The organism is Rubrivivax gelatinosus, assembly GCF_016583785.1.
Classification (GTDB): Bacteria; Pseudomonadota; Gammaproteobacteria; order Burkholderiales; family Burkholderiaceae_C; genus Rubrivivax; species Rubrivivax gelatinosus_B.
This window is the reverse complement of sequence record NZ_NRRU01000006.1, coordinates 1-24,420: the sequence shown is the minus strand read 5'-3', so window position 1 is coordinate 24,420 and position 24,420 is coordinate 1. Positions and strand designations below refer to the sequence as shown.

Sequence of the window (24,420 nt, the reverse complement as noted above, 5' to 3'; positions counted from 1 at the left end):
CGGCAGCCGCGACAATCCAGTCATGAGCAGAAACTACTTCGGCACCGACGGCATCCGTGGCACGGTCGGTCGCGCCCCGATCACGCCCGACTTCATGCTGCGCCTGGGCCACGCGGTCGGCCGCGTGCTGCGTCGCCAGACGCCGCGGCCGACGGTGCTGGTCGGCAAGGACACGCGCATCTCGGGTTACATGATCGAGTCGGCGCTGGAAGCCGGCTTCGCGTCGGCCGGCGTCGATGTCGTGATGAGCGGGCCGCTGCCCACGCCCGGCGTCGCCTATCTGACGCGCGCGCTGCGGCTGGACCTGGGCGTCGTCATCAGCGCCTCGCACAACCCGTTCGCCGACAACGGCGTCAAGTTCTTCTCCGCCGCCGGCGAGAAGCTGCCCGACGAATGGGAGCGCGACGTCGAGGCCGCACTCGCCGAGCCGCCGCAGTGGGTCGACTCGGCCGGCCTGGGCAAGGCCCGGCGCCTGGCCGACGCCAGCGGCCGCTACATCGAGTTCTGCAAGAGCACGGTGCCGCACAACCTGTCGCTGCGCGGCCTGAAGCTGGTCATAGACGCCGCCCACGGCGCTGCCTACCACGTCGCGCCCGACGTCTTCCACGAACTCGGCGCGACGGTCGTGAAGATCGGCTGTCAGCCCGACGGCCTGAACATCAACTCCGGCGTCGGCGCGACCGCGCCCCAGGCCCTGGTGGCGGCCGTGGCCGAACACCGGGCCGACTACGGCATCGCGCTCGACGGCGACGCCGACCGCCTGCTGATGGTCGACGCCGCCGGCCGGCTCTACAACGGCGACGAGCTGCTCTACGTGCTGGCCAACGACCGTCTGGTTCAGGGCCGGCCGGTGCCGGGTGTCGTCGGCACGCTGATGACGAACATGGCGGTCGAAGTGGCGCTGCGCCAGCTCGGCGTGGCCATGGTGCGCGCCAAGGTCGGCGACCGCTACGTGCTCGAAGAACTGCTGGCGCGTGGCTGGCAGCTCGGCGGCGAAGGCTCGGGCCACCTGCTGGCGCTGGACCGCCACACCACCGGCGACGGCATCGTCAGCGCGCTGCAGGTGCTGCAGGCGGTGCGCCGCCACGGCAAGCCGCTCGCGACGCTGCTGGAAGGCGTGCGCCTGTTCCCGCAGACGCTGCTCAACGTGCGCCTGCCCGACGGCAGCGACTGGACACGCAACGCCGCGCTGCAGGACACGCGCGAGACCGTCGAGCGTGAACTCGGCGATGCCGGCCGGGTGCTGATCCGCGCTTCGGGCACCGAGCCGGTGCTGCGCGTGATGGTCGAGGCGCGCGACGCCGAACTCGGCCGCCGCAGCGCCGAGCGGCTGGCCGCCGCCGCCGTGCGCGGCTGAGGCTGCTGGTCCCGGTTTGACCAGCGACACGAGCCGCGTGGGCGAACGCCCCCGCGGCTCGTGTCGTTTTCATGCCGCCCGCGGGCGGCGCGCCGGTTTATTTCTTCGGCGGCATCAGCACGCGGTCGATCACGTGCACGACGCCATTGGTCGCCTGCACGTCGCCGGTCTGCACCAGCGCTTCGTCGACGGTGACGAAGTCACCGGCGTGCGCCACCGCCACCTTGGCGCCCTGCAGCGTCGTCGCCTGGCCGTCCTTGACGTCGGCCAGCGCCAGCTTGGCGGGCAGCACGTGGTAGCCGAGAACCGACTTCAGCAGTTCCTTGTTCGTCGACAGCTCGGCCATGGTCTTGGCCGGCACCGCCTTGAAGGCCTCGTCGCTGGGCGCGAACACGGTGTAGGGGCCGGCGGCACGCAGCGTATCGGCCATCCCGGCTTCCTGGATGAGGCGGTTCAGCGTCGACAGCTGCGGCGTGCGCGCGGCCGTGTCGGCGATCGTCGTCGGTGCCGGGGTGGTGGCGCAGCCGGCGAGCCAGGCCGCGGCGGTGACGGCCAGGGCGCCGAGAAGAGGGCGGGTGTAACGGGTCATCAAAGGTCTCCGGTCTGAAGGGAAATCGTCGGGCGCAAGGCTAGGCAGGCTTCGTGACGGTCCGGTGACGGCGTTGTGACGACTTCAACTTCGTGACAGCGGACCCTGGGGGTGTCACATCACCGTCACGGTTGCTTCCTAGAGTCCTGTTTGAAGCAGAAGGACTCTTCTCCTCATCCACCCCAAGGTGCATTCGATGACTCTGAACCTTACCCGCGGTATCGCGCTGGCCGCCACGATGGCGCTCGGCACCAGCTTCGCCTGGGCGCAGGACGTGACCGGCGCCGGCGCCTCCTTCCCCGCCCCCGTCTACGCCAAGTGGGCCGATGCCTACAACAAGGCCAGCGGCGTGCGCATCAACTACCAGTCGGTCGGCTCCGGCGCCGGCCTGCGCCAGATCCGCGGCAAGACGGTCGACTTCGGCGCCAGCGACGCGCCGCTGTCGGACGCCGAACTGGCCAAGGACGGCCTGATCCAGTTCCCGACCGTGATCGGCGGCGTCGTGCCGGTGGTCAACGTTCCGGGCATCAAGCCGGGCCAGTTGAAGCTCACCGGCCAGGTCCTGGGTGACATCTACCTGGGCAAGGTCCAGAAGTGGAACGACCCGGCGATCGCCGCGCTGAACCCCGGCGTCGCGCTGCCTGACGCCAAGATCGCCCCGGTGCGCCGCGCCGACGGCTCGGGCACCAGCTTCCTGTTCACCAACTACCTGTCCAAGGTGAACGCCGAGTGGAAGGCCAAGGTCGGCGAAGGCACGGCCGTGAACTGGCCGACCGGCGCCGGCGGCAAGGGCAACGAAGGCGTTTCGGCCTTCGTGCAGCGCCTGCCGAACTCGATCGGCTACGTCGAGTACGCCTACGCCAAGCAGAACAAGATGTCCTATGTGCTGCTGAAGAACCAGGCCGGCAGCTTCGTCGCCCCGGACGACAGCGCCTTCAAGGCCGCCGCCGCCGGCGCCGAATGGGCCAAGAGCTTCTACCAGGTTCTGACCGAACAGCCCGGCAAGGACAGCTGGCCGATCACCGGCGCCACCTTCATCCTGATGCACAAGGCGCAGGACAAGCCGGTCAGCGGCTCGGCGGCGCTGAAGTTCTTCGAGTGGGCCTACACCAGCGGCGACAAGATGGCCGAGGAACTGGACTACGTGCCGCTGCCGGGCGCCGTCAAGGACCTGATCCGCAAGCAGTGGTCGGCCGAGCTGAAGGACGGCGCCGGCAAGCCGGTCGCCTTCAAGTAAAGCGCCACACCGAGCGCGTCTGACCCCGGAACCGGAGCACCTCTTGGCCGCTACACTCCCCGCGACTTCCTACGAGCAGGATCGCGACATGGCACGAGCGGCCCCGAAGGGCCAGCCGCCGCGCAAGCGGCGGGACGGTCCCTGGGCCGACGCACTCTTCTCTGCGCTGGCACACGGCGCCGCACTGCTGACGCTGGCGTTGCTGGCCGGCATCATCATCTCGCTGCTGATCGGCGCCGCGCCGGCGATCCACGAGTTCGGCCTCGGCTTCCTGTGGTCCAAGGAATGGGACCCGGTGCAGCAGAAGTTCGGCGGCCTGGTGATGATCTACGGCACGGTGGCGACTTCGCTGATCGCGCTGCTGATCGCGGTGCCGGTGAGCTTCGGCATCGCGCTGTTCCTGACCGAGCTGGCGCCCAAGTGGCTGAAGCGGCCGCTGGGCATCGCGATCGAGCTGCTCGCTGCGGTGCCCTCCATCGTCTACGGCATGTGGGGCCTGCTGGTCTTCGGCCCCATCCTCGCCACCTATGTCCAGGGCCCGCTGCAGGCCGTGTTCAGCGAGGTGCCGGTGCTCGGCGCGCTGTTCAGCGGCCCGCCGGTGGGCATCGGCATCCTGTCGGCCGGCATCATCCTGGCGATCATGGTGATCCCCTTCGTCGCCGCGACGATGCGCGACGTCTTCGACGTCACGCCGCCGATGCTGAAGGAATCGGCCTACGGCCTGGGCGCGACGACCTGGGAGGTCGTCTGGAAGGTCGTGCTGCCCTACACCAAGACGGGCGTCGTCGGCGGCATCATGCTCGGCCTCGGGCGTGCGCTCGGCGAGACCATGGCCGTCACCTTCGTCATCGGCAACTTCAACCAGCTGAATTCACTTTCGCTGTTCGAGGCCGCCAACAGCATCACCTCGGCACTGGCCAACGAGTTCGCCGAGGCCGAAGCCGGCCTGCACCAGGCCTCGCTGATCTACCTGGGGCTGGTGCTGTTCCTGATCACCTTCGTCGTTCTGAGCCTGTCGCGGCTGCTGCTGATGCGCCTGCGCAAGGGTGAAGGGAGCCGTTCATGAGCCTCGCCGACTCTTTCGGCGCCGGCCGGCTGGCGATGCACCGCCGCCGCAAACGTGTCAATCTGGTCGCGCTGACGCTGGCGCTGGCCGCAATGGCCTTCGGCGTCTTCTGGCTGGTCTGGATCCTGTTCGAGACCGTGCGCCTGGGCTGGGCGGGGCTGGCGCTGCAGGTCTTCACCGAATCGACGCCGCCGCCGCAGGCCGAAGTCGGCGGGCTGGCCAACGCCATCGTCGGCTCGCTCGTGATGGTCGGGCTGGCGACCTTCGTCGGCACGCCGATCGGCGTGCTCGCCGGCATCTACCTGGCCGAATACGGTCAGCGCTCCTGGCTCGGAAACACCACGCAGTTCATCAACGACATCCTGCTGTCGGCACCGTCCATCGTCATCGGCCTGTTCGTCTACTCGGCGGTGGTCGCGCACACCAAGAGCTTCTCGGCCTTCGCTGGCGTGCTGGCGCTGGCGTTGATCGTGATCCCGGTCGTCGTGCGCACCACGGCGACGATGCTCGGGCTGATCCCGAACTCGCTGCGCGAGGCCGCCTACGCACTCGGCACGCCGAAGTGGAAGGTGATCTCGACGGTGACGCTCAAGGCCTCGCTGGCCGGCGTCGTCACCGGCGTGCTGCTGGCGCTGGCGCGCATCGCCGGCGAGACCGCGCCGCTGCTGTTCACGGCGCTGTCCAACCAGTTCTTCACGCTGGACATCAGCAAGCCGATGGCCAGCCTGCCGGTGACGATCTTCAAGTTCGCGATGAGCCCCTACGAGAACTGGCAGAAGCTCGCATGGGCCGGCGTCTTCCTCATCACGCTGGGCGTACTCGGGCTGAACATCCTCGCCCGCGTGCTGTTCCGCAACAAGCAATAAGGCGGTAACCCGCGATGGATCGTCATGTCGACCTGCCGACCACCGAGAAGGTCAAGGTCTCGGTTCGGGATCTGAACTTCTATTACGGCAGCTTCCATGCGTTGAAGCGCATCAACCTCGACATCCCCGAGCGCAAGGTCACGGCCTTCATCGGTCCGTCGGGCTGCGGCAAGAGCACGCTGCTGCGCACCTTCAACCGCATGTTCGAGCTCTACCCCGAGCAGCGCGCCGAAGGCGAGATCCTGCTCGACGGCGAGAACATCCTGAACAGCCGTACCGACGTCTCGCTGATCCGGGCCAAGGTCGGCATGGTCTTCCAGAAGCCGACGCCGTTCCCGATGTCGATCTACGACAACATCGCTTTCGGCGTACGCTTGTTCGAGTCGCTGCCGCGCGTCGAGATGGACGAGCGGGTCGAGTGGGCGCTGAAGAAGGCGGCGCTGTGGAACGAGGTCAAGGACAAGCTGGGCCAGAGCGGCGCGGGCCTGTCCGGCGGCCAGCAGCAGCGGCTGTGCATCGCGCGCGGCATCGCGATCAAGCCCGAGGTGCTGCTGCTCGACGAACCCTGCTCGGCGCTGGACCCGATCTCCACCGGCAAGATCGAGGAGCTGATCCACGAGCTCAAGGCCGACTACACGGTGATGATCGTCACCCACAACATGCAGCAGGCGGCCCGCTGCTCCGACTACACCGCCTACATGTACCTGGGCGATCTGGTCGAATTCGGTGCCACGACCGACATCTTCATGAAGCCGAAGAAGAAGGACACCGAGGACTACATCACCGGCCGCTTCGGCTGACCTCCAGCGTCGAGGAAGGAACCCATGACCGACAAACACCTTTCGACGCAGTTCGACGCCGAGCTGAGCGGCATCTCCAGCCGTGTGCTGGAGATGGGCGGCCTGGTCGAATCCCAGGTCGCGCAGGCGCTGTACGCGCTGACCCAGTTCAGCGGCGAGACCGCCTCGCAGGTGCTGCAGCAGGAGGAACGCGTCAACCAGTTCGAGGTCGAGATCGACCGCGACCTGTCGGCCATCATCGCCCGGCGCCAGCCCACCGCGCGCGACCTGCGGCTGCTGATCGCGGTCAGCCGCACCATCGGCAACCTCGAACGTGTCGGCGACGAGGCCGCGCGCATCGCCCGCACCGTGCAGCGCCTGATCAACACCGGCGTCTCCAGCCGCATGCGGCTGCCGGTCACGGACCTGGACTTCGAGGCCAACCTCGCGCTGGCCCAGCTGCGCAAGGCGCTCGACGCCTTCGCCCGCCTGGACACCGCGCGTGCGCTCGAGGTGCTCAAGCAGGACGACCAGATCGACCAGGAGTTCGACGGCCTGCTGCGCAAGCTCATCACCTACATGATGGAAGACCCGCGCACGATCTCCTCGAGCATCGACCTGATCTTCGTCGCCAAGGCCATCGAGCGTGTCGGCGACCACGCGAAGAACCTGGCCGAGGCCATCATCTACGTCGTCAAGGGCACGGACGTTCGACACACCTCGGTCGAGGCGGTCGAGAACGTCGTGCGCTGACGCTACAACAGGAGGCACGATGAGCAGCGTACTCGTCGTCGAAGACGAATCGGCGATCGCCGAACTCATCTCGATCAACCTGCGCCACGCCGGTTACGAGGTCACGATCGCCGCCACCGCCGACCAGGCGCAGGCGGCCGTCGACCGCGTGCTGCCCGATCTGGTGCTGGTCGACTGGATGCTGCCGGGCCAGAGCGGCCTGCAGCTCGCGCGCCGCTGGCGCGGCGAGGCGCGCACGCGCGACATCCCGATCATCATGCTGACGGCGCGCAACGAGGAGGCCGACAAGATCGCCGGCCTCGACGCCGGCGCCGACGACTACCTCACCAAGCCGTTCTCGACCAAGGAACTGCTGGCGCGCATGCGCGCGGTGCTGCGGCGCAAGGCGCCCGAGGCGCTGGACAGCCCGGTCGAGGTCGCGGGGCTCAAGCTCGACCCGGCGACACGCCGCGTCACGCGCCGCGTCGAAGACGAACTGCGCGAAGTGAAGATGGGGCCGACCGAGTTCCGCCTGCTGCACTTCCTGATGACGCACCCGGAGCGCGTGCACAGCCGCGCCCAGCTGCTCGACCGCGTCTGGGGCGACCACGTGTTCATCGAGGAGCGCACCGTCGACGTGCACGTCAAGCGCCTGCGCGAGGCGCTGGGGCCGGTGCAGTGCTCGGCCCTGATCGAGACCGTGCGCGGTGCCGGCTACCGCATGACGCAGCAACTGGGCAGCCTGGCGGCCTGATCCGCCTTCTTTCATGTCTGCACTGCTGTCGCGCGCCGTCTGGGCGATGCTGGCCGCGGCCCTGGGCGCGCTGCTCGGCGACGCGGTCGGCCACGCCTGGGGTCATGCAACGACCGGCGCGCCCGTCGGCGCCGCGCTGCTGGCGGCGCTGGCTGCCGCGGTCGACGGCTGGCGTGGCCGGCGGCTGCTGGCCTGGCTGCGCACCGAGCAGACCGGCGCCGCGCCGCGCGACACCGGCTTCTGGGGCGAGCTCGGTTACCGCGTCGAACGCGGTTTTCGCCAGCGCGAACACCAGATCGAACGCGAGCGCGGGCGGCTGGAGCAGTTCCTGTCGGCGATCGAAGCCTCGCCCAATGGCGTCATGCTGCTCGATGCCGGCGGCCAGATCGAGTGGTGCAACTCGGTGGCAGCCGACCATTTCGGCCTGGACCCGGTGCGCGACCGGCGCCAGCGCGTCACCAACCTCGTGCGCCAGCCGGCCTTCGTCGCCTTCCTGCAGGCCGGCGCTTTCGACGAGCCGCTGACGCTGGTCGACCCGCTGGGCCGGCGCAGCTTCTCGGTCATCGTGCGCGAGTACGGCGAGGGCCTGCGCCTGGTGCTGTCGCTCGACGTCACCGAGCGCGAGCGTGCCGACGCGATGCGGCGCGACTTCGTCGCCAACGTCTCGCACGAGATCCGCACGCCGCTGACGGTGCTGGCCGGTTTCGTCGAGACCATGGCCTCGCTGCCGCTGACCCCGGTCGAACGCGAGCGTGTGCTCAAGCTGATGGAGCAGCAGACCGACCGCATGCAGGCGCTGGTGTCGGACCTGCTGACGCTGGCGCAGCTCGAAGGCAGCCCGCGGCCACCGCCCGACCGCTGGTGGCCGGTGGCATCGCTGCTGCTGCGTGCCCAGGCCGATGGCCGTTCGCTGTCGGCGGGCCGGCACGAGATCACGGCCAGCGGCGGCGAAGACGCCGAGATCGCCGGCAGCGAGACCGAGCTGCTGAGTGCGATCGGCAACCTCGTCGGCAACGCCGTGCGCTACACGCCCGAAGGCGGGCGCATCGAGCTGCGCTTTCGCCAACGCGACGACGGCGGCGCCGACATCGAGGTCTCCGACACCGGAGTCGGCATCGCCCGCGAGCACCTCTCGCGGCTGACCGAACGTTTCTACCGCGTCGACAGCAGCCGCTCGCGCGACACCGGCGGCACCGGCCTGGGGCTGTCCATCGTCAAGCACGTGGTGCAGCGCCACGGTGGCGAGATCGACGTCGCCAGCGAGCCCGGCAAAGGCTCGCGTTTCAAGCTGGGCTTCCCGGCGGCGCGGTTGCGTCAGCGCGCCCCGGCGTCGACCGCGCCCGCCGGCGCTGCCTGACGCCGGTACAGCGCCAGCCGCTCGCCGCGGTCGCGGTCCTGCATGCGCTGCAGCGTCGCGACATGCACCCAGCCCGGCGGCGCCGGCGGCGGCTTGCTGCCGCGCACGCGGTAGAGCAGGTTCTCGCAGCCGGTGGCGGCGAGTTCGGTGCGGGCGTCGACGCGGTAGGGCCCGAAGACCTCCAGCGCCGCGACCGCAACGGCTGGCGCCGAAGGCGCTGCGATGCAGCTGCCCGGCGCGACATAGGCGCGCAGGCGTTCGACCTCGGGGCGCGAGCTGCGGGCGTAGTCCAGCGGCGGCCGGCACAGCGTCATCAGCAGCAGCCAGCACAGCGCGACGCCGCCGGCCGGGATCACCATGCTCTTCCACAGCGCCTCGCGGTGGCGGCCGGTGCGCCAGCGCAGCAGCCACAGCCAGGCCAGCGTGCCCACGGCCGCGAACACCAGCTCCAGCGGCTCGAACTGGACGACGAAACCCGGCACCAGGCGCGCGACGTTGGCCGCCGGCTTGGCCGGCGTGCCGGTCTGCATCGCGACGTAGACCACCCAGATGGTGATCGCGCAGATGCTGAAGAAGAACATCGAGAACCAGTCGATTGCCGCCGAGCTGGCGCGTTTGAGCGTCGGCAGCGCGAAGGCCGCCAGCACCGCCAAACCCGGCACCGCGAGCATCAGCAGGCGTTCGTTCAGGTTGGTCGCGATGCAGCCGGCCATCGCCACGGCCACGGTCACCAGCGGCACCGAGATGTGGCGGTGCGTCAGGTGGCGCCGCCACTGCCACAGCGTCCACAGGCCCAGCGGCCAGGCCGGCCACAGGAACCAGGCCCATTGCCGCGCCAGCGTGATCGCGTCTTCGGCGTCGGGCCACGAGGCGCGCCAGTGCCAGGCACCCAGCCAGGCGGCCAGCGCTGCCGAGCCCAGCGTCGCCGCGGCCACCCAGGGCACGAAGGCGCGCACGCGTTCGTAGGCCGAACGCTGACAAACGAGCACGCCGCCCAGGCCGATGCCGAGCGCAGTGGCGGGCGCGCCGCTGCCGGCCAGGATCAGCAGCGCTGCGACGATGGCCACGCGCGGCTGCCAGCGCCTGAACGGTGCGATCGCCAGTGCCAGCATGAACAGGCCCACGCCGACCAGCTGGCCGAGCTCGGGCGTGGTCTCGTGGCCGAGCTGCAGCAGGCCCAGCGTCGCGATCAGCGCCAGCAGCGCGCCGTCGGCGATCGCGCGGGCGTAGTCCACCGGGTCGGCCTCGCCGCCGAAGGCGAAGGCCACCGGCTGCGCTGCCTGCGTGCGGGCGAGGTAGTAGGTGGTGTACCAGACCAGCGCCAGCGTCAGCCCCAGCAGCAGCGCGAACGGAATGCGCGCGGCGAAGGCGCCGTCGCCGAACAGCGGCCCCAGCCACTGGATCGCGAGCGCGCCCAGCCAGTGCGGCAGCAGCGCGGCGTCCGCCGGCACGCCGCCGAGCGCCGGCGCGAGCCAGGGCGTGCGGCCTTCGGCCATCGACGCCATCAGCCCGTAGGCCACCAGGTCCGCGTTGCGCCACGGGTCGCGGTGGAACACGCCGGGCAGCACGTAGGCGGCGCAGAAGATCAACAGCGCCAGCCGCGGCAGAGGCCGGGCTCCACGCTGCGTGACGAGGGCGGGGTTGGGACTGCTCACCGGTTCGCGCTTAAAAACGTGAAGGCGGAAAAAAGAAAAGGCAGCCGAGGCTGCCTTGTCCAGCGGGGGCCGGCGTACCGACCCCGGCGGGCCCGAGCCTCACTTCTTGAGGCCGACCCGGGCGAACTTGTTGCGGAACTTCTCGACGCGACCGCCCAGGCTGTCCACGCTCTTTTGCGTGCCGGTGTAGAACGGATGGGTCTCGCTCGTCGTTTCGAGCTTCACCAGCGGCAGCTCACGGCCGTCGTCCAGCTTGATCATCTCTTTCGTCTGCACGCACGAGCGCGTGACGAACTTGAAGCCGTTGGACAGGTCCTGGAAGCAGACCTCGCGGTAGTTCGGGTGAATGCCTTCTTTCATGGTGCCTCTTGGGTGCAGCTGTGGCAGCCACGCCGGAAAAACGTCCAGCGCACTTGCCCGGTGGCGGAAAAACCGTTGATTCTAGCGTGAAACGGGGCCCCGCAGGGCCCCGGGTGCGCGCACGAAGCGCGCAAGGCGTGATGGACGGGGCTTCAGCCGCCGCGCCGCATCATGTCGAAGAAGTCGAGGTTGTTCTTCGTCGCCTTCATCTTGTCGAGGATGAACTCCATTGCCTCGATCTCGTCCATCGGATAGAGCAGCTTGCGCAGGATCCAGGTCTTTTGCAGGATCTCCGGCTTCAGCAGCAGCTCTTCGCGGCGGGTGCCCGACTTGTTGATCAGGATCGACGGGTAGACACGCTTTTCGGCCATGCGGCGATCCAGGTGGATCTCGCAGTTGCCGGTGCCCTTGAACTCTTCGTAGATCACCTCGTCCATGCGGCTGCCGGTGTCGATCAGCGCGGTGCCGATGATCGTCAGCGAGCCGCCTTCCTCGACGTTGCGCGCGGCGCCGAAGAAGCGCTTCGGGCGCTGCAGCGCGTTGGCGTCGACACCGCCGGTCAGCACCTTGCCCGACGAGGGCAGGACGTTGTTGTAGGCGCGGGCCAGGCGCGTGATCGAGTCCAGCAGGATCACGACGTCCTTCTTCAGCTCCACCAGGCGCTTGGCGCGCTCGATCACCATCTCGGCGACCTGCACGTGGCGCGCGGCGGGTTCGTCGAAGGTCGAGCTGATGACCTCGCCGCGCACGGTGCGCAGCATCTCGGTCACTTCTTCGGGCCGCTCGTCGACGAGCAGCACGATCAGGTGGACCTCGGGATGGTTGGCGACCATCGCGTGCGCCAGGTGCTGCATCATCACCGTCTTGCCGGTCTTCGGCTGGGCGACGAGCAGCGCGCGCTGGCCTTTGCCGATCGGGGCGATCAGGTCGACGATGCGGCCGGTGATGTTCTCTTCGGCCTTGAGGCCGTCACGCTCGAGCTTGAACTGCTCTTTCGGGAAGAGCGGCGTCAAGTTCTCGAACATGATCTTGTGCTTGCTCTCCTCCGGGGTCACGCCGTTGACACGGTCGACCTTCACGAGGGCGAAGTAGCGCTCGCCGTCTTTGGGCACCCGCACTTCGCCTTCGACCATGTCGCCGGTGTGCAGGTTGAAGCGGCGGATCTGGCTCGGCGACAGGTAGATGTCGTCGGTCGAGGCCATGTAGCTGGCTTCGATCGAACGCAGGAAGCCGAAGCCGTCGGGCAGGACTTCGAGCACGCCGTCGCCGAAGACCTGTTCACCGGCCTTGGCGCGCTTTTTCATGATCGCGAACATCAGTTCCTGCTTGCGCAGGCGGCTGACGTTCTCGATTTCCAGCGCCTCGCCCATCTTGATGAGCTCGGAGACGTGCTGCGCTTTCAGTTCGGACAGATGCATGGGTCGAGACCCTGGTCACGCGTGGCGCGTGCCCGGATACGGGGCAGGGCGCCGAGGCGTCGAGAGGCTGAAGGGGGGGAGCCTGGCCCGCGTGCCGCTGCTGGTCGGAAGGCCGGCCCCCTGGCCGGCCTTCCGACCAGCAGCGGGGCGGGGGGCGTGCCGTCGGCGCCTTCGAGCGTGTGGCTCAGGCGCCGATCGGCCGCATTATAGATGGCTGTCGATGAAGGCCGACAGTTGCGCCTTGGAAAGAGCGCCGACCTTGGTCGCCGCGAGCGCGCCACCCTTGAAAATCATCAGCGTCGGGATGCCGCGGATGCCGAACTTGGCCGGCACTTCGCGGTTTTCGTCGACGTTCATCTTCGCGATCTGAAGCCGTCCGTCATAGGCCGGCGCGAGTTCGTCCAGAATCGGGGCGATCATCTTGCAAGGGCCGCACCATTCGGCCCAGTAATCGACGAGGACGGGCTTGTCGGATTCGAGAACGTCGCTGGGAAACGACGCGTCGGTGACGTGCTTGATCAGTTCGCTGCTCATGGGGGATCTCCGGGCGCCGCGCGGGGCCACGCGAGCGGACGCAGGCGTGGCACTGGACCGAAATGTGCGTGGGCGGGCGCCGGATTCTGGCACAAACACCTGTTTTGCCGCCCCGGGGCCGGGCTATGGCCGCGATAGCCGACAGGCCGGCTGTCGCGAATGGGAACTGTGCCCGATTCCAGCGGCAGATCCGGATTTCGTCACACCCTTCCTCAGGTTCCAATCGGCCACATGACCAACCCCGTCCCGGTCACGGAGGCGTTGCCGCGCGCTGGCGCGGTGCGCTACTTCGGCACCTATCAATTGCTGCGGCTGGCCGGCAAGAGCGAACGCTCGATGGCCTGGCTCGTCGCGCCGCGCGAAGGGCGCGACCTGCTGCTGGTGCTGCCGCGCACGCAGCCGGCCGGCCTGCTCGCGCTCGAACGCTGGACCGAGACGGTGCAGCGTGCGTCGCGTCTGCAGCATCCCAACCTCGCGGTCGCGGTCGACATCGGCGTGCAGGACGGCTGGCCCTACGTCGCCTACGAACTCGCCGACTCGGCGCCGCTCTCCGAACGCCTGGGCAGCCAGGGGCTGCCGCCTTCCGAGTGCGCCTCGGTCTTGGTGCAGTTGCTCTGCGGCCTGGCGTTCGCGCACCAGTCCGGGGTCGCGCACCAGGACCCGCAGGGCTTCGTGGCGCTCGTCGACGACCACGGCCGCGTGCGCCTGGCCGGGCTGGAGGTCGCGTCCGCGTTCGATGCCGAGGCGCCGACGCTCGCCACGCAGCGCGCCGCCGCGCAGCGCGACGTGCTCGCCGCCGGCCTGCTGCTGCACCAGGCGCTGTCGGGCCAGGCGGCGCTGGACGAGGCCGACACCGGCCGCGTCATCGAGCGCCTGCCGCCGCTGGGCCGCGATTTCGTGCGCCTGCCCTGGTCGACGGCCAACCTGATTCCGGAGCCGCTGCGCGCGATCGTCAACCGCGCCACCGACCGCCAGGAGCGCCAGCGCTACCGCACCGCGCGCACGCTGTCGCGTGCACTCGAAGGCTGGATCGAGGCCGAGTCCGGCGGCGGCGGCGCGCTCGCGCTGCTGTCCGACCGCCTGCGTGCGGCCGGCGTGCTGCCGGCCCAGCCCGGCGCGGCCGGCCGTCTGAACCGGCTGGGCGCGATGGAGCGCCAGCGCACCAACGAGATCGCCGAGGTCGCGCTGCAGGATCTGGCGCTCGCGTTCGAGCTGCTGCGCGCCGTCAACACCGCTCATGTGCGCGGCGTGCAGGTCTCGGGCAGCGGGCCGGTGCTGACGCTGCGCCGGGCGATCGCGATGCTGGGCATCGACGGCGTACGCCGTGCCGCGACCGCGCTGCGCCCCTGGCCCGGTCCGCTGGCGGACGACGCCGCGACCGACCTGCTGCAGCTCATCGCGCGCGTCAAACGCGCCGGCCGCGTCGCCGCGGCGTTGCGGCCAGCGGGTTACGACGCCGAGGTCGTGATGCTGATCGCGATGCTGCAGAACCTGGGCCGCCTGGTGCTGCACTACCACTTTCCCGAGGAGGCGCAGCAGGTCCGCCGCCTGATGCAGCCCGCCCCTGGCGCCGAGCGCGACGACCCGGGCATGAACGAGCAGGCGGCGTCGTTCGCGGTGCTCGGCATCGACGTCGAGTCGCTGGGCCACGCGGTCGCACGCCACTGGGGGCTGGACGACACGGTGTTGCACATGATCCGGCGCGTGCCGCTGGAAACCCCGGTGCGCCATGCCGACGGCGACAACGAACTGCTGCGCCAGGTGGCCAGCGCCGGCAACGAGGTCGTCGACCTGCTCGACGCCGGCGCCCCGCTGCCGCTGCCGGTGCTGCAGCGCGTCGCCCAGCGCTACGGGCGTGCGCTCGGGCTCTCGGCCAAGTCGCTGCAGGAGGCCATCGACGAGTCGCAGCGCCCGGCCGGGCGTGCGGCCGCGCCGCGTGGTGACGCCAGCCGCAATACCGCCGGAGCCGCTTCGTGAAACTCGCCCCCGGCGGCCACGTCGGCCGCTTCGAACTGCGGCGCGAGCTCGGCCGCGGCGCCCAGGCCAGCGTCTGGCTGGCGCACGACCCGCGGCTGGACCGTGAGGTCGCGCTCAAGCTGCTCAACGACGGCACCGACGGCGCCGCCATCGACGCCTGGCTGGACGAGGCGCGTGCCGTCAGCCGCCTGACGCACCCCAACGTCGTGCCGGTGTTCGAGGCCGACCGCCATGGGCAGCAGCCGTATTTCGTCTTCGAGTACGTGCCCGGCCGCACGCTGGCCGAGACCCTGCGCACCCGCGGCGCGCTGCCGGCGCGCGAGGCGGTGACGCTGATGCTGGGCATCCTCGACGCTCTCGCGGCCGCGCACGCCCAGGGCATCGTGCACCGCGACCTCAAGCCCTCGAACGTGCTGCTCGGCGAGGACGGCCGAGCGCGCGTGATGGACTTCGGCATCGCCGCGCGCGTCGATGCCGGCAACGCCGGCGGCGTCATCGTCGGCACGCCCGGTTATCTGTCGCCCGAGGCCGCGCGCGGCGAACGGCCGACGCCGGCGATGGACGTGTTCTCCGCCGGCATCGTGCTCGGCGAGATGCTGGGCGGCACCCGGCTGCTGCCCGAGCGCGACCCGCGCCGCGCGATCGAGCGCGTGCAGCGCGAGGACCTGGACATCCCCGAGGCGGCGGCGGTCGAGGACACGCTGCGCGGCATCGTGCGGCGCGCGCTCGAACGCGACGCCGCGCTGCGCCCGGCGGGCGCGCCCGAACTGCACGCCGCGCTGACGCGCTGGCTCGACCCCGAGGTCGAGGCCGAACCCGCCGCGGCCGCCGGCCACGGCACGCTCGACTTCCTGCTGCGGCGCATGCGCCACAAGGGCGACTTCCCGACGCTGTCGGAGTCGGTCGTGCGCATCCAGCGGGTCGCCGCCTCCGAGACCGAGAGCCTGGCGCGGCTGTCCTCGGAGATCCTGAAGGACGTCGCGCTCACCAACAAGCTGCTGCGTGTCGTCAACACCGCGCACTTCAGCGCCGCCGGCGGCAGCGTCAACACGGTGTCGCGTGCGGTCGCGCTGGTTGGCTTTGCCACCGTTCGCGACCTGGCGATGTCGCTGGTGCTGCTCGAGCACATGCGCGACAAGGCGCACGCCGGCCAGCTCAAGGAGGAGTTCCTGCGCGCGCTGATGGCGGGCACGCTGGCCGACGAACTGACGTCGAATGCACGCGAGGGCGAGGAGACCTTCCTCGGCTCGATGTTCCAGAACCTCGGCCGGCTGCTGACCGAGTACTACTTTCCCGAAGAGGCCGAGCAGATCCGGGCGCTGCTCGCCGGCCCCGACGCGTCGCCGTCGGCGCACGAGGCGGCGTCGGTGCGGGTGCTGGGCATCGGCTTCGAGGAGCTCGGTGTCGGCATCGCGCGCTCCTGGGGCCTGCCCGAGACGCTGCTGCGCACGATGCGAGCGCCGGTCGGCGAGGCCCCGGCGCGCAGCGTCGAGCGCGGCGTCGAACGCCAGCGCTGGCTCGGGCGCTTGAGCAACGAGATGGCCGACGCGATGCTGTTCCTCGAGCCCGAGGCGCTGGCCGAACGCCTGGCCGAACTCGGCGCCCGCTACGCCGCGGCGCTGGCGGTGGCGCCGCGCGACATCGTCAAGGCCGCCGAGACGGCGCGTGGGCGCCTGGCCGAGCTGGTGCCGGCGATGGGCCTGCAGACCGCACGCGGCGCCCGCGTGCGCCGCCTGCTCCAGGCGCAGGCGCAGGCGCCGGCGGCCGACACGCTGGGCGGTCTGCAGCTGGAGGCCCAGACCGTCGCGCTCGCCGTCGACACCAACGGCCGCATCGCCGCCGAACCGCGGGCGATGGCCGACATGCTGGCCGCCGGCATCCAGGACATCACGAACACGATGGTCGCCGACGACTTCCGCCTGAACGAGGTGCTGCGCATGGTGCTCGAGACCATGTACCGTGCGCTCGAGTTCCGCCGCGTCGTTTTCTGCCTGCGCGACCCCAAGACCGAGATGCTGACCGGGCGCTTCGGCCTGGGCGAGGGTGTCGAGGCCGTGAGTCGCGCCTTCCGTGTGCCGCTGCGGCCCGGCGCGACGCCCGACCTGTTCGCCGCCGTCTGCGCCAAGGGCATGGACACGCTGATCGCCGACGCCGCCGCGCCCAACATCGCGGCGCGGCTGCCGGCCTGGTACCGTGAGCAGGTGGCCGCGCCGTCGTTCCTGCTGCTGCCGATGACGCTCAAGAACTCGACCTTCGCGCTGATCTACGCCGACAAGCAGCTGGCCGGCAACCCGGCGCTGGGCGAGAAGGAGCTGTCGCTGCTGCGCACGCTGCGCAACCAGGCGGTGATGGCGTTCCGCCAGCGCGGCTGAAGCGGCCGGCGCGGCCCGCGGCTGCGGCACCGCGCCTGGCGGCCTTCGGCTAGGCGTCGCGACCGAGGCTGTCGCTGATGTCGGTCACCGTGCCTTCCGCCACGAAGCTGAAGACGGCGGTCTTGGCGCTGGCGCCGGTGGTGACGACGGCAAAGGTGCGCTCGGCGTCCGGATAGTCGACGTTGTCGTCGATCCAGGTGCCGGAGTTGAGGTAGACCTTGCCGTTGGCCAGCGCCCGATAGGACGGCACGTGGGTGTGGCCGAAGACGACCACGTCGACGTTCTCGGCGGGGTTCTCCAGGTACTGCGCTTTGGCCTGGGTGAAGAAGACCTCGAAGTCGCTGGCACCGGCGATCGCCGTGATGAAGCTGGTCGGAACCTTGACCTGATTGAGCGCCTGGCGCTCGGCCCAGGTGCGCTGGATGTTGCGGAAGAGCATTGGCGCGGTGATGGTCCCGTCCGCCTGCTGCGCCGGATAGAAATCCAGGTAGCTGTAGCGGTCGTTGAACCCGCAGATGCGCATGTCGAAGATCTTCGCGTCCACGCTCTCGTAGGGCGTCATCCGCATCGAGATGCCCCTCAGCACCGAGTGATAGAGGTAGGCGCCGTACTGGTCGACGTCGGACGGGTCGGGGATGGTCGTGACCGTCGGCAGGTTCTTGGGCACGCTCGGGCGGCCTTCGAGCACCCAGGTCGCGGCATAACGCGCGTAGAAGTAGCCGGCGGGCAGGATCGTGTCGTCGTTGCCGCACAGCGCGGCGTTCGACACCGTGTCCGGCGCCGAGAACAAGTCGTAGCGGTGGCCGTGCTCGATGACGATCTCGTTGCGGTCGCCGGTGTAGTAGGCGCCCAGCCCTTTGACATCGCGCACCTGGACGAGCAGGGGAATCGCGTCCTGCAGCACCTTCGCTTCCAGCGTCAGGTCGTGGTTGCCCGGCACGTAGACCAGCTTGATGCCGCTGGCGATCACGTAGTTCAGCTCCCGGATCACGCTCTGGTTGTTCGCGATCACGTCCTTGTAGAACCGGGTCTGGTCGCTGTGGGCGGGGTAATCGACGGGCAGGAACCACTCGTCCAGGAAATCGCCCGCGATCACCAGTTCGCGCACGTCGGTGGTGTTCTGCAGGCTTTGCAGGAACTTGATCAGCAGCGGCCGGTTGTTCAGGTTCTCGGTATAACGGTCTTCGATGCCGAGGTGCAGGTCGCTGATGACGACGATCTTGTTGCGGGTGGCGCCGGCGGCCCACAGCGGCGCGGCGTCGGACGTCGGGTCCGAGCCGCTGTCCCAGCAGCCGGCAAGGTTCAGCGTCGTAATACACGTGCCGGCACCAGCGCCCAGCGTCTTGATGAAGTTTCTGCGCGAGACAGACATTTTGGACCTCCGACAACCGGATGTTGTCTTGTAAATTTCTGGTCCAAATCGTAGCGCTCGGTTTCAACGATTTCTTTGTTGCACTCAAGCGGCGCACTTTTGCACGTGAAAGCGTTTCGCGGGAGGCGCCGGTGAGAATCGCTGGCGGTATTTCGCAAGCCGCCTCGGCAGGCCCTGGGAGTGTCTCTCCGGTAATATTTCTCGGGTTCTACGGCTATCTTTGCCGGAGGTCTGCGCGATTTGCGCTGGGGCAAATCCCGGGTGCGCCCGCTAGACCAGCAGGCGCACCCGGAAGGAGCCGGCTTCGATCCGGTACAGCAATTCCGCGTCGTACTTCCGGGCGAACGCTGCGACGCTCCTGCTGCCGATGCCGCGGCCCTGGGCGCGCGCGGCCGGCTGGCCGACCGCGTCGAGCTTCGCGTCGGCGCCGCAGCTGTTCTCCATCTCCAGCAGCAGCCGCCCGGCGTTGCGGCAGATGAAGCGGATGGCGGGCTGGCTCTCCCGGGACAGGCGCGTGCAGGCGTGCACGGCGTTCTCCAGCAGGTTGGCTACCACCATGGACAGTTCCAGCGCGTCGACCTTCAGTTCGGCCGGGATGTCCAGTTCGATCCGCGTGCGGATGCCTGCCTGCTCGGCGAGGCCGGCGTAGTGCGCCACCGCGGCATTCACCACCGGGTTCTCGCAGAACACCTGGGCGAGCTCGGGGCCGGCCCGGTCGTCGCGCTGCAGCAGGGCCTCCGCCTCGGCGGTCTGCCCGCGTTCCAGCAGCCCCGACAGGACGCGGTTGAAGTGCCGGCGGTCGTGGGCCGCGCGGCTGTTCTGCGTCGACGCCGCTTCCATCAGCTGCAGCCGCGCCGCCATCCCCGTCGTCGCGAGTTGCAGGTACTCGCGCTGGGCCTCGACGGCGAGGTTCTGCTCGCGCAGCCGATACTGCCGGGTGAGCGTCTGCAACGAGTGGACGATGGCGACGTAGATCGACAGGCCGAGCAGCGTCAGATAGAGCAGCGGCGAGTCGTTGGCCGTCAGCATCTGCTGGATGTCACCGCCGAAGAAGTGCCCGAGGAAACACAGCAGCAGCGCGGACGCCGGCAGGATGTAGATGTGCCAGTAGTCCAGGACCTGGCGGTACAGCTTCGAAACCCAGCGGCGGAATGCCAGGATGACCGCCGCGAAAAGAATCAGGCGGAGAAAGGTGTTGCCGTATGCCGGATCGGGAAATGCTGCCCGGAAGTAATAACTGAGGAAGACGATGGCGGCATAGATGTTGATCATCGTGATGTAGCTGAAACACCACTGCATGATGCCGTCGGCGAACAGCGGTTTCAGCGCGATGCCGATCACGAGCAGCATCGCCAGGTCGACGTAGAAGACCGCGGTGTAGTCGCCGGCACGATAGAAATAGTAGTTCGCGCCGAGGTTGGCGACGAGGATCACCGCGGTCGCTGCGACATAGATTATCTTGGCGCGATACTTCGGCATCGCCATCGTGCACAGCAGCAGTATCAGCATCAGGTCGGTGACGAGTGCCCGCAGCAGGTCGGGGAAATGCTCGCTCACGGGCGGCCCGCCAGATAGTCCAGGTAGGCGTCGCGCACCGCCGGGTAGCGTTTCTCGGCGATCGGCACGAGCTTGCCGCCGGGCAGCGTGAAGCTGTCCTTCGAGAAACGCTCGACGTGCCGTATGTTGACGACGAAGGCGGCGTGGCACTGCACGAAGCGGCGGTCGTTGAAGGCCGGCGCGCAGTACTCGGAAAAACTCTCGCGGAAGCTCCGGCTCGCCACCTTCTCGCCGCCCTTGAGGCCGAAGACGGCGGCATGGTTGTGGTACTCGCAGCAGGCGATGTCGGCCAGCCGGAGCACGCGCAGGCCGTCGGCGGTCTTGACCGCGAAGGTCCTGTCGTCGTCGACGTCGGCCTTGGCGACGGCCAGTGCCAGGGTTTCGAAGAACTGCGCCTCGGCTATCGGTTTGACGAGATAGCCCAGCGGGTTCACGGCATAGGCGCGCAGCGCGAACTGCGGTTCGCTCGTCGTGTAGACGATCTGCGCCTCGCGGTCGACGCGGCGGATCTCCTGGCCGAGTTCCAGGCCGCTGATCATCGGCATGACGATGTCCAGCAGGTAGAGGTGGAAGTTCCTCGTCCGGGTCGCGCCGAGCAGCGCATCGGCGTCGGCGAATGCCGTGACCTCGGCGTCGACCCCTTGCTTGCTCAGGTACTGGGCGGTCAGCGAGGCGAGTCTCTGGAGTTCATCCGGCAAGTCGTCGCAAATGGCGATGCGAATCATCGGTGGGTTGCGTCGTGCATCAGGAGGCAAGGGTGATGCCGCGGATTATTGCGCCGGTGCCCGACCGAGACGCCTTGCGGCGCTGGAAACAAAAAGGCCCGCCAGGGCGGGCCTTTTCACGTCGGGGACGTGGCGATGCTTCAGAACCTGTAGCCGAAGCCCAGCGTGAAGCCGTCGACCTTGATGTCGTCCTTGTTGTAATAGCGCATGTAATCGATGACGCCGTACATGCTCTTCGAGAAGGCGTACTTGGCGCCGACGCCGAACGAGACGTCGTTGTCGCTGTTGGTGGCGCTGCCGTAGCCGACCAGCGTCGCCTTCAGCTTGCTCTCCACATAGCCGATACGCCCGAACAGCTCCAGGCCGTCGGCGACTTCGACCTTCGGCTTGAGGTACAGGCCATAGCTGTGCTGCAGCTTGATCTTGAACGTGTCGCCGCCCGAGCTCAGCGAGTCGTCGCTGGTGCCAACGGCGAACATCGCTTCGATGGCGACGTTCGGATGCACGTCGTAGCCGAGGATGGCGCGAACGGCGCCGAGGTCGAAGTCCGTGCCGGCGACGTCGGCAGTCAGCAGCGAGTAGCCGATTTCGCCGTAAATGGGCGACGCATTCGTTTGGGCTTGCGCGGCGCCGCAGGCCAGAACGGCGGCGGCGATCATTGCGATCTTCTTCATTGTTTCCCTGTGGTTTTGCTATCTGCGCGGTCTAGGAATGCCGAGCAGGAGAGCAAAGCTACATAGCGAAACAGCCAGCGTCAATGCGCCATGGGCGATTTGCAACGCAACGCCGTTGGCCGTTTGCGCGGGATCAGAAAGGGTTCGAGTCTCCGCCGACGCAGCACGAAGGCGCCGGGCGGCGCGTGCAGGAGCAAGAGATGAAGACGGGAGGGTGACGAGCCTTACCCCCGGCACTGGTTGCAACGCTTAGGGCTGCTTGGTTCCCCACCTGACCCGGTTGGGCGCGCTCCCATGCGGGGAGGCCCGTCGCCGACGATTCTAGCCGCAGCGCCGGGTGTCCCCGGCGCCGGCCGGGGCGCTCAGCGCAGCTGCAGCGCGTCGTCGCCCCATTCGATGCCCAGCGGCTCGACGATCAGGCGCTTGGGGCCGGCTTCGACGCGGCCGGCGACGAGGGCCTCGACGCCCTGGGCGCGGGCGATCTCGACGGTGCGCTCGGCGTCCTCGGCGGCGACGTAGAGCGCGAAACCCGCGCCCATGTTCAGCGTGCCGTAGGCCTCGGCGTCGTCCTGGCCGGCGTGCTGCTGGATGAAGCCCAGCACCGGCGTCACCGGTGGCACCGCGACGATGCGGTAGGTGAAGGTGCCCGGGTGGCGCAGCAGCTTGCGCCAGCCGTGGCCGGTGATGTTGGCGGCGTAGCGCACGCGCACGCCGGCGGCGGCCAGCGCTTCGGTCACCGGCGAATACAGCGTCGTCGGCGCCAGCAGCGCCTCGCCGTAAGTCAGGCCCGGTTCGACCTCGGTGAGGTAGCCCTGCGGCAGGCGCTCGACCAGCTTGCGCGCCAGGCTCAGGCCGTTGGCGTGGATGCCGCTGGAAGCCAGCAGCACGATGGCGTTGCCCGGCTCCAGTTCGTCGCCCAGCGACAGCCGCGTCTTCGGGCTGACGATGCCGGTGCACGACGCTGCGAGGTCGATGCGGCCGCTCTCGACGATGCCGGCCAGCGCCGGCGTCTCGCCGCCGCCCCAGGCGACGCGGCAGGTGTCGCAGGCCGCCTTCCAGCCCGCCACCAGGGCCTGGGCGCGTTCGGCGTCGGCGAACCAGTCGCTGCCACCGGCGGCCCAGTAGGCCTGCACCACCAGCGGCGTGGCGCCGACGGTGATCAGGTCGTTGACCGCCATCGCGATCGTGTCCTGGGCGATCGAGGCGTAGAAGCTGCGCCCGGTCAGGCGCTGCATCTCGTCGGCGACGAGGGCCTTGCTGCCCAGGCATTCGACGATGCTGGCGAGGTAGAACGGGCCGACGTCGACGACGTAGGCGGATTCCCCGCGCGAGGCCTTCACTTCGGTGAAGCCATGTCCGGCCAGATGCCCGGCGGTGGCGGCGGCGGCGCGCTGCGCGGCCACCTTCAGGGGGTCGATGAGGTCGTAGACGACGCCCGACTGTTCATAGCTCAGCGGGGTGGAGGCGGGTGCTTGCATGGGCCGGGATTATCGCCCCCCGCCCGTAGAATGCCCCGCACATGAGCTACGTCGTCCTCGCGCGCAAGTACCGCCCCCGCAGCTTCGACCAGATGGTCGGCCAGGAGCACGTCGTGCGCGCGCTGAGCAACGCGCTCGAGCAGCAGCGCCTGCACCACGCCTACCTGTTCACCGGCACACGCGGCATCGGCAAGACCACGGTCTCGCGCATCCTCGCCAAGAGCCTGAACTGCACCGGGCCCGACGGCCAGGGCGGCATCACCGCGCATCCCTGCGGCGTCTGCAGCGCCTGCACCGAGATCGACGGCGACCGCTACATCGACTACATCGAGCTCGACGCCGCCAGCAACCGCAGCATCGACGAGATCCGCGACCTGATCGAGCGCGCCGCCTACAAGCCCGGCATCGGCCGCTTCAAGGTCTTCATGATCGACGAGGCGCACCAGCTCACCAAGGACGCCTTCAACGCGCTGCTGAAGACGCTGGAGGAGCCGCCCGAGTACCTGAAGTTCGTGCTCGCGACGACCGACCCCGACAAGATGCTGCCGACGGTGCTGTCGCGCTGCCTGCAGTTCAACCTGCGGCCGATGGCGCCGCAGACGGTGTACGAACACCTGCAGCACGTGCTCGCGGCCGAACACGTGGCGCACGACGAGCCCTCGCTGCGGCTGTTGTCGCGCGCCGCGCGCGGCTCGATGCGCGACGCGCTCTCGCTCACCGACCAGGCCATCGCCTACGGCGGCGGCCGCGTCGACGAAGCCGTGGTGCGCGGCATGCTGGGCACCGTCGACCGCGGCCATGCACGCCGCCTGATCGAGGCGCTGGCGCAGCGCGACGGCGCCTCGGTGCTGGCCAGCGTCGACGCGCTGCGTGCGGCGGGCCTGTCGGCGAGCGCCACGCTCGAGGAGATGGCGATGCTGCTGCAGCAGATGGCCGTCGAGCAGGCGGTGCCGGGGGCGCTCGACACCCAGGACCCGGACACCGAGGACGCGCGCACGATCGCCGGCGTGCTGCCGGCCGACGAGACCCAGCTGCTCTACAGCATCGTGCTGCAGGGCCGCGCCGAGCTCTCGCTGATGAGCGACGAGTACGGCGCGCTGACGATGGTGCTGCTGCGCCTGCTGGCCTTCCCGCCCGAAGGCGGGCCGCGTGGTGGCCCGGCGCGCGAGGCGCCGCGTTCGGCTCCGCTGCGGGCGCCTTCGCCGCCGGCGATGAGCTTGCCGGTGACGCCGAAGGCGGTGCCGGTTGCTGCCCCGGCAGCGTCCGCCGCCGCCGCGCCGCGCCCGGCGCCGGTGGAAACGCCGAAAGCAGCCCGGCCGCCCCAGCCTGCCGTCCGCCCGCCATCGGCCCCGGTTGCCGAACGTCCGGCTGCACGGCCGACGCCTGCTGCCGCACCGGCCGCCGAACCCGCGCCGGCGACGCCTGCCCCTGCGACGCCCGCCCCGGCTCCCTGGGACGACGGCCCGCCGCCGTGGATGGACGACGAACCGCCGCCGGAGGCCGAGTTCGCCGCCTCGGTGCCTGCCGCGCCGCGCGCGGCGGCGCCGGTCGAGCGCGATCC

21 protein-coding genes and 1 other RNA gene are annotated in these 24,420 nt (G+C 69.4%); 11 read left to right on the top strand and 11 right to left on the bottom strand.

Annotated elements, in window-relative coordinates; translation table 11 throughout:
* Positions 1-22: 22 nt before the first annotated feature.
* Positions 23-1,357: a phosphoglucosamine mutase gene (gene glmM / locus CKO43_RS02860; RefSeq protein WP_200226504.1), complete on the top strand. Its 1,335-nt coding sequence runs from the start codon at positions 23-25 to the stop codon at positions 1,355-1,357.
* Positions 1,358-1,454: 97 nt separating this feature from the next.
* Here the strand turns inward: glmM and CKO43_RS02855 are convergent, their stop codons facing one another.
* Positions 1,455-1,946 carry a fasciclin domain-containing protein gene (locus CKO43_RS02855; RefSeq protein ID WP_200226505.1) on the bottom strand — a complete coding sequence of 164 codons (492 nt, stop codon included), beginning with the start codon at positions 1,944-1,946 and terminating at the stop codon, positions 1,455-1,457.
* Positions 1,947-2,142: 196 nt separating this feature from the next.
* On the opposite strand from CKO43_RS02855, the gene pstS reads away from it, so the two are divergent.
* The 7 genes from pstS to phoR all read left to right on the top strand — a co-directional run bounded on the left by pstS (position 2,143) and on the right by phoR (position 8,737).
* Entirely contained in the window at positions 2,143-3,183 is a 1,041-nt protein-coding gene (gene pstS, locus CKO43_RS02850) for a phosphate ABC transporter substrate-binding protein PstS (RefSeq protein ID WP_200226506.1), read from the top strand.
* An 88-nt stretch (positions 3,184-3,271) separates the two neighbouring features.
* A complete protein-coding gene (pstC, locus tag CKO43_RS02845; RefSeq protein ID WP_200226508.1) occupies positions 3,272-4,249 on the top strand; it encodes a phosphate ABC transporter permease PstC in 978 nt (325 codons plus the stop codon).
* Positions 4,246-5,115: a phosphate ABC transporter permease PstA gene (pstA, locus tag CKO43_RS02840; RefSeq protein WP_200226509.1), complete on the top strand. Its 870-nt coding sequence runs from the start codon at positions 4,246-4,248 to the stop codon at positions 5,113-5,115. The genes pstC and pstA overlap by 4 nt, the downstream gene beginning before the upstream one ends.
* Before the next feature lie 14 nt (positions 5,116-5,129).
* On the top strand, positions 5,130-5,915 hold the full coding sequence (gene pstB / locus CKO43_RS02835; RefSeq protein ID WP_200226510.1) for a phosphate ABC transporter ATP-binding protein PstB: 786 nt from the start codon (positions 5,130-5,132) through the stop codon (positions 5,913-5,915).
* 24 nt (positions 5,916-5,939) lie between these two features.
* On the top strand, positions 5,940-6,647 hold the full coding sequence (gene phoU / locus CKO43_RS02830) for a phosphate signaling complex protein PhoU (protein ID WP_200226511.1): 708 nt from the start codon (positions 5,940-5,942) through the stop codon (positions 6,645-6,647).
* Between the two features lie 19 nt (positions 6,648-6,666).
* On the top strand, positions 6,667-7,380 hold the full coding sequence (gene phoB / locus CKO43_RS02825; protein ID WP_200226512.1) for a phosphate regulon transcriptional regulator PhoB: 714 nt from the start codon (positions 6,667-6,669) through the stop codon (positions 7,378-7,380).
* Between the two features lie 13 nt (positions 7,381-7,393).
* Positions 7,394-8,737, top strand: coding sequence for a phosphate regulon sensor histidine kinase PhoR (gene phoR / locus CKO43_RS02820; protein ID WP_200226513.1), 1,344 nt, complete (start codon positions 7,394-7,396; stop codon positions 8,735-8,737).
* Here the strand turns inward: phoR and CKO43_RS02815 are convergent.
* The 4 genes from CKO43_RS02815 to trxA all read right to left on the bottom strand — a co-directional run bounded on the left by CKO43_RS02815 (position 8,695) and on the right by trxA (position 12,704).
* A complete protein-coding gene (locus CKO43_RS02815) occupies positions 8,695-10,392 on the bottom strand; it encodes a hypothetical protein (protein WP_200377771.1) in 1,698 nt (565 codons plus the stop codon). The genes phoR and CKO43_RS02815 overlap by 43 nt on opposite strands.
* A gap of 99 nt (positions 10,393-10,491) precedes the next feature.
* Positions 10,492-10,752 (bottom strand): type B 50S ribosomal protein L31, encoded by a 261-nt coding sequence (locus CKO43_RS02810; RefSeq protein ID WP_200226515.1) that lies wholly within the window; start codon positions 10,750-10,752, stop codon positions 10,492-10,494.
* A gap of 152 nt (positions 10,753-10,904) precedes the next feature.
* Entirely contained in the window at positions 10,905-12,170 is a 1,266-nt protein-coding gene (gene rho, locus CKO43_RS02805; protein WP_200226516.1) for a transcription termination factor Rho, read from the bottom strand.
* A gap of 204 nt (positions 12,171-12,374) precedes the next feature.
* A complete protein-coding gene (trxA, locus tag CKO43_RS02800; RefSeq protein ID WP_200226517.1) occupies positions 12,375-12,704 on the bottom strand; it encodes a thioredoxin TrxA in 330 nt (109 codons plus the stop codon).
* A 231-nt stretch (positions 12,705-12,935) separates the two neighbouring features.
* Between trxA and CKO43_RS02795 the strand changes: the two genes are divergently transcribed.
* Together CKO43_RS02795 and CKO43_RS02790 are read left to right on the top strand one after the other, a co-directional pair.
* Positions 12,936-14,681 (top strand): HDOD domain-containing protein, encoded by a 1,746-nt coding sequence (locus CKO43_RS02795; protein WP_207184838.1) that lies wholly within the window; start codon positions 12,936-12,938, stop codon positions 14,679-14,681.
* Positions 14,678-17,053 carry a protein kinase domain-containing protein gene (locus CKO43_RS02790; RefSeq protein ID WP_200226518.1) on the top strand — a complete coding sequence of 792 codons (2,376 nt, stop codon included), beginning with the start codon at positions 14,678-14,680 and terminating at the stop codon, positions 17,051-17,053. Before CKO43_RS02795 ends, CKO43_RS02790 begins: the two co-directional genes overlap by 4 nt.
* Before the next feature lie 49 nt (positions 17,054-17,102).
* Here the strand turns inward: CKO43_RS02790 and CKO43_RS02785 are convergent, their stop codons facing one another.
* From CKO43_RS02785 to CKO43_RS02760, 6 genes are all read right to left on the bottom strand, one after another.
* The gene (locus tag CKO43_RS02785; protein WP_207184837.1) at positions 17,103-18,425 is read right to left on the bottom strand and encodes a metallophosphoesterase; all 1,323 of its coding nucleotides are present in this window, start codon (positions 18,423-18,425) and stop codon (positions 17,103-17,105) included.
* Positions 18,426-18,695: 270 nt separating this feature from the next.
* On the bottom strand, positions 18,696-19,982 hold the full coding sequence (locus tag CKO43_RS02780; RefSeq protein WP_200377770.1) for a GHKL domain-containing protein: 1,287 nt from the start codon (positions 19,980-19,982) through the stop codon (positions 18,696-18,698).
* Positions 19,979-20,707, bottom strand: a complete 729-nt coding sequence (locus CKO43_RS02775; RefSeq protein ID WP_200377769.1) for a LytR/AlgR family response regulator transcription factor — start codon at positions 20,705-20,707, stop codon at positions 19,979-19,981. Before CKO43_RS02775 ends, CKO43_RS02780 begins: the two co-directional genes overlap by 4 nt.
* Before the next feature lie 140 nt (positions 20,708-20,847).
* Entirely contained in the window at positions 20,848-21,366 is a 519-nt protein-coding gene (locus CKO43_RS02770; protein WP_242477795.1) for a porin family protein, read from the bottom strand.
* 228 nt (positions 21,367-21,594) lie between these two features.
* An RNA gene (gene ffs / locus CKO43_RS02765) (signal recognition particle sRNA small type) lies at positions 21,595-21,692 on the bottom strand.
* A 51-nt stretch (positions 21,693-21,743) separates the two neighbouring features.
* Entirely contained in the window at positions 21,744-22,859 is a 1,116-nt protein-coding gene (locus tag CKO43_RS02760; RefSeq protein WP_200377768.1) for an AIR synthase-related protein, read from the bottom strand.
* Positions 22,860-22,900: 41 nt separating this feature from the next.
* Here CKO43_RS02760 and dnaX point away from each other — a divergent pair.
* On the top strand, positions 22,901-24,420 hold a 1,520-nt coding region (gene dnaX / locus CKO43_RS02755), incomplete at its 3' end, for a DNA polymerase III subunit gamma/tau (protein ID WP_200377767.1).

What these genes read in the sequence shown, in the direction of transcription:
- CKO43_RS02810 (WP_200226515.1), bottom strand. Translation starts at nt 10,752, where the DNA reads ATGAAAGAAGGCATTCACCCGAACTACCGCGAGGTCTGCTTCCAGGAC.
- CKO43_RS02785 (WP_207184837.1), bottom strand. Translation starts at nt 18,425, where the DNA reads ATGTCTGTCTCGCGCAGAAACTTCATCAAGACGCTGGGCGCTGGTGCC.
- phoU (WP_200226511.1), top strand. Translation starts at nt 5,940, where the DNA reads ATGACCGACAAACACCTTTCGACGCAGTTCGACGCCGAGCTGAGCGGC.
- pstA (WP_200226509.1), top strand. Translation starts at nt 4,246, where the DNA reads ATGAGCCTCGCCGACTCTTTCGGCGCCGGCCGGCTGGCGATGCACCGC.
- pstB (WP_200226510.1), top strand. Translation starts at nt 5,130, where the DNA reads ATGGATCGTCATGTCGACCTGCCGACCACCGAGAAGGTCAAGGTCTCG.
- phoR (WP_200226513.1), top strand. Translation starts at nt 7,394, where the DNA reads ATGTCTGCACTGCTGTCGCGCGCCGTCTGGGCGATGCTGGCCGCGGCC.
- CKO43_RS02775 (WP_200377769.1), bottom strand. Translation starts at nt 20,707, where the DNA reads ATGATTCGCATCGCCATTTGCGACGACTTGCCGGATGAACTCCAGAGA.
- CKO43_RS02760 (WP_200377768.1), bottom strand. Translation starts at nt 22,859, where the DNA reads ATGCAAGCACCCGCCTCCACCCCGCTGAGCTATGAACAGTCGGGCGTC.
- CKO43_RS02795 (WP_207184838.1), top strand. Translation starts at nt 12,936, where the DNA reads ATGACCAACCCCGTCCCGGTCACGGAGGCGTTGCCGCGCGCTGGCGCG.
- CKO43_RS02770 (WP_242477795.1), bottom strand. Translation starts at nt 21,366, where the DNA reads ATGATCGCCGCCGCCGTTCTGGCCTGCGGCGCCGCGCAAGCCCAAACG.
- pstS (WP_200226506.1), top strand. Translation starts at nt 2,143, where the DNA reads ATGACTCTGAACCTTACCCGCGGTATCGCGCTGGCCGCCACGATGGCG.
- pstC (WP_200226508.1), top strand. Translation starts at nt 3,272, where the DNA reads ATGGCACGAGCGGCCCCGAAGGGCCAGCCGCCGCGCAAGCGGCGGGAC.
- phoB (WP_200226512.1), top strand. Translation starts at nt 6,667, where the DNA reads ATGAGCAGCGTACTCGTCGTCGAAGACGAATCGGCGATCGCCGAACTC.
- glmM (WP_200226504.1), top strand. Translation starts at nt 23, where the DNA reads ATGAGCAGAAACTACTTCGGCACCGACGGCATCCGTGGCACGGTCGGT.
- CKO43_RS02855 (WP_200226505.1), bottom strand. Translation starts at nt 1,946, where the DNA reads ATGACCCGTTACACCCGCCCTCTTCTCGGCGCCCTGGCCGTCACCGCC.
- rho (WP_200226516.1), bottom strand. Translation starts at nt 12,170, where the DNA reads ATGCATCTGTCCGAACTGAAAGCGCAGCACGTCTCCGAGCTCATCAAG.
- trxA (WP_200226517.1), bottom strand. Translation starts at nt 12,704, where the DNA reads ATGAGCAGCGAACTGATCAAGCACGTCACCGACGCGTCGTTTCCCAGC.